Origin of the sequence: Microterricola pindariensis, from assembly GCF_002936985.1 — a bacterium.
GTDB lineage: Bacteria > Actinomycetota > Actinomycetes > Actinomycetales > Microbacteriaceae > Microterricola > Microterricola pindariensis.
In genome coordinates, this window is record NZ_MPZN01000109.1 from 1 (window position 1) to 6,428 (window position 6,428).

General features: G+C 70.6%; 5 protein-coding genes. 3 read left to right on the forward strand and 2 right to left on the reverse strand.

The genetic code is table 11. From position 1 onward, the window contains the following. Positions 1-1,968 (reverse strand): ABC1 kinase family protein, encoded by a 1,968-nt coding sequence (locus GY24_RS16960; protein ID WP_104477769.1) that lies wholly within the window; start codon positions 1,966-1,968, stop codon positions 1-3. A 163-nt stretch (positions 1,969-2,131) separates the two neighbouring features. On the opposite strand from GY24_RS16960, the gene GY24_RS16965 reads away from it, so the two are divergent. Continuing rightward, complete coding sequence (locus GY24_RS16965) at positions 2,132-3,868, forward strand: amidase (protein WP_104477771.1); 1,737 nt, start codon at positions 2,132-2,134, stop codon at positions 3,866-3,868. Positions 3,869-3,887: 19 nt separating this feature from the next. Here the strand turns inward: GY24_RS16965 and tyrS are convergent, their stop codons facing one another. Beyond that, complete coding sequence (gene tyrS / locus GY24_RS16970) at positions 3,888-5,189, reverse strand: tyrosine--tRNA ligase (protein WP_233279441.1); 1,302 nt, start codon at positions 5,187-5,189, stop codon at positions 3,888-3,890. Positions 5,190-5,319: 130 nt separating this feature from the next. Between tyrS and GY24_RS16975 the strand changes: the two genes are divergently transcribed. Both GY24_RS16975 and GY24_RS16980 read left to right on the forward strand, forming a co-directional pair. Beyond that, complete coding sequence (locus GY24_RS16975; RefSeq protein WP_104477775.1) at positions 5,320-5,937, forward strand: DNA-binding protein; 618 nt, start codon at positions 5,320-5,322, stop codon at positions 5,935-5,937. After that, a partial coding sequence (locus GY24_RS16980; protein WP_104477777.1) for a hypothetical protein occupies positions 5,934-6,428 on the forward strand: 495 nt, incomplete at its 3' end. The genes GY24_RS16975 and GY24_RS16980, both read left to right, overlap by 4 nt.

The window sequence follows — 6,428 nt, forward strand, 5'->3', positions numbered from 1 at the left end:
CTATTCCCTCTGTCGCAGCCGGAAGACGTCGAAGAGCGCCCGCAGGGTGAGCAGGCCGGAGAGCACCGTGAGCATGTAGCCGAAGATCTGGAACAGGGTGAGGTCGGGCGTGACCGCCGGTCCCCCATCGCTGATGAGCAGCATCGACGCCATGATGCCGAACGCGCCGGCGAGGAAGCTCACCACGAGGAGGTTGACGACCCCCTGCAGGAGCGTGCGGTCGCGCTGGTCGGCGAAGAGCCGAACGTTGACGCCGAGTCGGCCGTCGACGAGGGCGCCGGTGATGCGGTCGATCCGGGTGGGAAGCCGGCGCAGCAGCGGCGCGACGGACAGGAGCTCATCGCGCATGCTCGTGTAGACGGCGAACGGCGCGAACCCGTGTCTGATGCGTTCCTGCGCGTAGTCGCGCGCCGCCGTGAGCATCTCGAAGCCGGGGCTCAGCTGCCGCAGCGTCCCCTCGAGACTGGCGACCGCGCGGAACGCGGTGGCGAGTTCGGACGGAACGGCGATGCGGTTGTCGGTGAGCATCCGGACCATCTCGGTGAAGACGGTGACGTCGAGCGAGGCGCCCGCGCCCAGCCTGGTGGCAACGAAGACGCCGATCTGGCGGCGCAGCGCCGTCTCGTCGATGTCGTCCGGCAGCTCGACGAAGCCGAGCAGCGCATCCGTGAAGGCGGCGGCGTCCCCCCGGTAGAAGGCCAACAGCACCTCGCCGATCTGGGCGCGCAGCTGGGAATCGAGGCGGCCGACCGAACCGAAGTCGAGCAGCACGATCTCACCGTCTGGCCGCAGGATGATGTTGCCCGGGTGCAGGTCTGCGTGGAACACGCCGTCGTCGATGATCTGGGTGAGCGTCGAGCGCAACAGGCGGCCGGCCTGCTCCTCTCGCTCCGCGGCGGAGTGCTCGCGGAATGTGCGCGCATCGCTCAGTGTGTCGCCCCCGACGAACTCCATCACCAGGACCTTGTCGGTGCAGAGCGCCGGGAAGTGCCGCGGAATCCCCACCCGCTCGGAATCGGCGTGCCGAGCCTGGGTCGTTGCCATCGCCGACATGTTGCCGGCCTCGCGCCGGAAGTCGAGTTCGTCGCGCAGGCTCCTGGCGAAGCTCTCCGCCAGGCCGAGCACGCCGAGGTCGCTCCCCCACGCGGTGGTGCGCTCGAGCTGGGCGGCCAGCCGGAGCAGGATGTCGAGGTCGCGGTCGACCAGCGGCACGATGTGCGGGCGCTGCACTTTCACGGCGACGGGCTCCCCCGTGGTCAGCGTGGCCCTGTGCACCTGGCCGATCGACGCCGCCGCGATCGGAGTCTCGTCGAAGGAGGCGAAGTGGGCCTCGAGCGGGCCGTTCAACTCGACCTCGAGAAGCGCGTGGATCTCTGCCCAGTCCGCGGCCGGGACCCGCTGCTGCAACTGCGCCAGCTCGGCGAGGAACTCCGGCGGGAGGATGTCGCTGCGGGTGGAGAGCAACTGCCCGAGTTTCACGAACGCACCGCCCGCCTGCTCGAGTGCGCCGCGCAGGGCGCGCGCCTGGCGAACACGCTCGGCATGGCCGGCCGCGGTCGGGTCGGCGTTCGCCCGGAACGGCACCAGGCCCTGCTTCAGCGCGATCCGCGAGATCTCGGCGTAACGGCGTGTACGTTCCGAGCGGGCCTTCAGCAAGGGCAACCACTGGTCTGGCCGCGGAATCGATCCGGTCGGGACGAGGATCTCGGCGAGCACCAGGGATGCCACCGCCCCAAAGAGCACAATCGACAGCTGCAGCGGGACGAGGGCCAGGCTGTATTCCTGCTTGCCCCAGACAAACTGGGACTCGAACCCCAGCTCCGCGGCAAGCCCGATGATCCCGGCCAGGACGAGGCGCGTCACCCCGACGGGGACGCCGAGGATCCGTCGGGTGACACGAGCGACGATGACCATGAACACGATCGTCACGATGCCCATGAACACGATGCCCCCGATGGTGCCGGCCATCACTACCTCCTCAGAATTGCTGCTCCGGACACGCTAGCGCGTGGCCGGGGTCGGGCACGGCACTGGAGACGCCGATCTTGACAGCAGGCGGTCGCTCCGGATACATTCGGCGGACTGTTGATCGCATGATCAACAACGGCTCGAGGTTCAACGGAGATCACTCATGACCGGCAGCCCCACACCGAAGCAGTTCGACGTCACGGAGGCCAGCATCGCCGGGCTGCGCGACGCGCTGCAGTCGGGCCAGGTGTCCAGTGTTCAGCTGCTCACCGCCTACCTCGACCGCATCGCGGCCTACGACCAGAGCGGTCCGACCCTGAACTCGATCGTCGTGCCCAACCCCGCCGCGGCGGACGAGGCCCGGGCGTCCGATGAGCGTCGGGCCAGGGGTGAGTCGCTCGGCAACCTCGACGGCATCCCGTACACCGCGAAGGACAGCTACCTCGTTGCCGGCCTCACCGCTGCCGCCGGCTCCCCCGCGTTCGCTGATCTCGTCGCCCAGTGGGATGCCTTCACAATCGCGCGCCTGCGCGAGGCCGGGGCCGTGCTCATCGGGCTCACCAACATGCCGCCGATGGCGAACGGCGGAATGCAGCGCGGCCTGTACGGCCGCGCCGAGAGCCCGTACAACGCCGCCTACCTGACGGCCGCGTTCGGCTCCGGCTCGTCGAACGGCTCCGGCACCGCAACCGCGGCCAGTTTCGCCGCGTTCGGGCTCGCCGAGGAGACGTGGTCGAGTGGGCGTGCTCCCGCCTCGAACAACTCCCTGTGCGCCTACACGCCCTCCCGCGGCGTGATCTCGACCCGCGGCAATTGGCCGCTGGTGCCGACGATGGATGTCGTCGTGCCCCATGCGCGCACGATGGCCGACCTGCTCGAGGTTCTGGACGTCATCGTCGCCGACGACGCCGAATCCCGGGGTGACTTCTGGCGGGCCCAGCCCTGGATCCCGCTGCCTGCGGCATCCGCGGTGCGCCCGGCACGCTACCCGGACCTCGCCGCGGGCGGAACGGCGGCACTCGCAGGCACCCGCCTCGGACTGCCCCGGATGTACGTGAATGCGGATCCGGCCGCGGGCACCTCGCCGCTGCCGAGCCTGGGCGGCCAGCTGGGTCAGCGGATTGACACGCGGCCGAGCGTCATCGCGCTCTGGGAGGAGGCGCGGCGCGCCCTCGAGGCGGCCGGGGCGGAGGTCGTGCTCGTCGACTTCCCGGTGGTGTCCAACTATGAGGGCGACCGGCCGGGCGCCCCGACGATCGCGAGCCGCGGGCTCGTCAGCCCCGAGTTCCTGCACCGGGAGATCGTCGACCTCTCGGCGTGGTCCTGGGATGACTTCCTGCGGGCGAATGGCGACCCGGCACTGAACCGGCTCGACGGCGTGGACGGCGTGGACGGCGCGCTGATCTTCCCGGAGCCGGCCGGCGCGCTCCCCGATCGCTACGACGGCTTCGAAGACCACGTCTCCGGGTACCCGGAGCAGGTGCGCGAGCACCCGGTCAGGGAGTTCACCGCCATCCCGGACCTGGAGTCGGGGCTGCGGGGTTTGGAGGAGACGCGACGGGTCGACCTGGAGGCGTGGATGGACGGGCTCGGCCTCGATGCCGTCGTCTTCCCGGCGGCGGCGGATGTCGGCCCCGCCGACATGGATGTGAGCGAGGCGTCCGCCGAGCTCGGCTGGCGCAACGGCGTCTGGGTGTCCAACGGCAACCTCGCGATCCGCCATCTCGGCATCCCGACGGTGACCGTGCCGATGGGCGCCCTCGCCGACATCGGCATGCCGGTCGGCTTGACGTTCGCCGGGCGGGCCTACGACGACAACACCCTGCTCACACTCGCGGCGGCATTCGAGGCCACCGGGTCGCGGCGCGTGCCGCCGCCGCGCACACCCTCACTGGGGTAGCGCGGCGGCGTGCCGGGGGCTACTCGACGAAGATTCCGGCGAGGGTCTTCTTGCCGCGGCGCAGCACGGCGACTCCCGAGGCGAGCACGTGGCCGGAGATCGTCTCGGCCTCATCGGTGATCTTGACGTTGTTCACCGAGACGCCGCCCTGCTTGATGGCGCGGCGGGCGTCGCTCAGGCTGTCGCAGAGCGCGGTGTCGCAGAGGAGCTGGGCGATGCCGGCATCCGGGGCGGTCGTGGTGTTCGGCAGCTCCCGCAGCGCGGCTTCCAGGGTTTCGGCGTCGAGCTCGGCCAGGTCGCCCTGCCCGAAGAGCGCGCTGGTGGCGGCGATGGCGTTGGCCGTCGCCGTCTCCCCGTGCACCAGGCTCGTCACCTCGAAGGCCAGGGCGCGCTGCGCCTCGCGGCGGAACGGCTCGGCCGCGACGGCGGCCTCGAGGCGCTCGATCTCGGCCCGCTCGAGGAAGGTGAAGATCTTGAGGCGGGCGACCACGTCGGCGTCGTCGGTGTTCAGCCAGAACTGGTAGAAGGCGTACGGGCTGGTCAGGCTCGAGTCGAGCCAGACGGCGTTGCCCTCGCTCTTGCCGAACTTGGTGCCGTCGCTGTTGGTGATCAGCGGCGTGCCGATCGCGTGCACGCTCGTGCCCTCTGTGCGGCGGATGAGGTCGGTGCCGCTCGTGAGGTTGCCCCACTGGTCGCTGCCACCGGTCTGCAGCACGCACTCGTACTGGCGGTAGAGCTCGAGGTAGTCCAGGCCCTGCAGGATCTGGTAGCTGAACTCGGTGTAGCTGATGCCGGCGTCGGAGTTGAGGCGGGCGGCGACGGCGTCCTTCTTCAGCATGGTGCCGACGCGGTAGTGCTTGCCGATCTCGCGCAGGAAGTCGATGGCCGACAGCGGGGCCGTCCAGTCGAGGTTGTTGACGAGGGTCATCGCGTTCTCGCCCTCGCGGCTGAGGAAGCGGCTCACCTGCGCCTGCAGGTAGCCGACCCACTCCTCGACCGTGTCCTTAGTGTTCAAGGTGCGCTCGGCCGTGGGCCGCGGGTCGCCGATCAGGCCGGTGGAGCCGCCGACGAGGCCGAGCGGGCGGTGGCCGGCCAGCTGCAGGCGGCGCATGAGGAGCAGCTGCACGAGGTTGCCGAGGTGCAGGCTCGGAGCAGTCGGGTCGAAGCCGCAGTAATAGGTGATCGACTCCCCCGCGAGCAGCTCTTTGAGCTCGCTGGCATCGGTGGAGACGTGCACGAGGCCGCGCCAGTTGATCTCCTCCCAGATATCGGGGAAGGACGGATCGTTGCGCTGGGCGTTGAGGATTACTGGGTCAGACACGCACCCCAGAGTATCAGCGGCCGGACGCCGACCGCTCCGACAGAAGCGTGCAGGCAACATCGGCCGTAAAATAAGTGTTGAGGCTTTAGTAATGACAAGTTAAGCGTGTAGCCTGAACTCGGAGGTCCCCATGTTCGTCATCACCGCCGATCAGATCGCCAGCCGCACCCGTGCCGACGTCGCCGCGCCGACGATCGAGCGCCTGCAGCGCGACCACGGCGCGGCGCTGATGCTTCCCCCTGACCGCACGGCGGGCGATGAGATCCAGCTCGTGAGCGCGGATGCCGCCGCCATGGTGCGCATCGTGCTCGAGCTGACCCGTGGGGAGCAGTGGAGCGTCGGCCTCGGCGTCGGCGCCGTCGGGCTTCCGCTGCCAGCCGCGACGCGGGAGGCCAGCGGGCCGGCCTTCTACGCCGCCCGCGACGCCGTCACCCGCGCCAAGAAGCGGGGCACGCGGTTCGCGCTGCACCGGCAGGGGGCGGCGGATGCGAGCAGCACGCCGGCCGAGAGCACAGAGGCCCTGATCGACCTGGCGCTGGCGCTGCGGCAGCGCCGCACCGCGCCCGGGTGGGAGCTCTACGACCTCGTCTCGGCGGGCCTGAGCTACAAGGAGGCCGCCGAGCGACTGGGCATCAGCGCGCCGGCGGCGAGTTCGCGCGCCAAGGCCGCGCAGCTCGCCGTCGAGGCGAATGCGGTGCCCGCGCTCGTAGGATTACTGGCAGAACTCGATCGGAGCACGCCGTCATGATCTTTCCCCCGCACCTGGCCGGATTCCTCCCCGTGCTGTTCTGGCTGTTCTTGCTCGGGCTGCTCGCCACCGCCCTGACCTTCGCGGTCTTCGCCGTGCTGCGGAAGTTCCCCTACGCCATCTGGGTGGCCGGCGGCGCGCTCGCGCTCGCCCTGCTCCTCACCCTGAGCGCCACCACCTCGTTCTGGCCGACCGGCTGGGCGCCCGCCGGCGGGGCGGTCGGTGCCCTGATCGCCCTCGTGGGCGCGGCGCTGGCGGTCTTCGGCGGCGGCCCGGCCGCGCAGCTTGCCCTCTCGTTGGCCACCCGCGGCTCCGTGGCGCCCGGCGCGCACGGCGGCATCATGGTGCCGACCCCGGCCACGCCAGCCGGCACCCCGGCGCCGACCGGCGAGGACGGCGCGCCGGCCACCCGGGAGGTGCTGCGCGGCGGAGCCGCGATCGGCGTGCTCGAGCGGCTCTGCGTCGTTCTCGGGATCGTCGCTGGGTTCCCC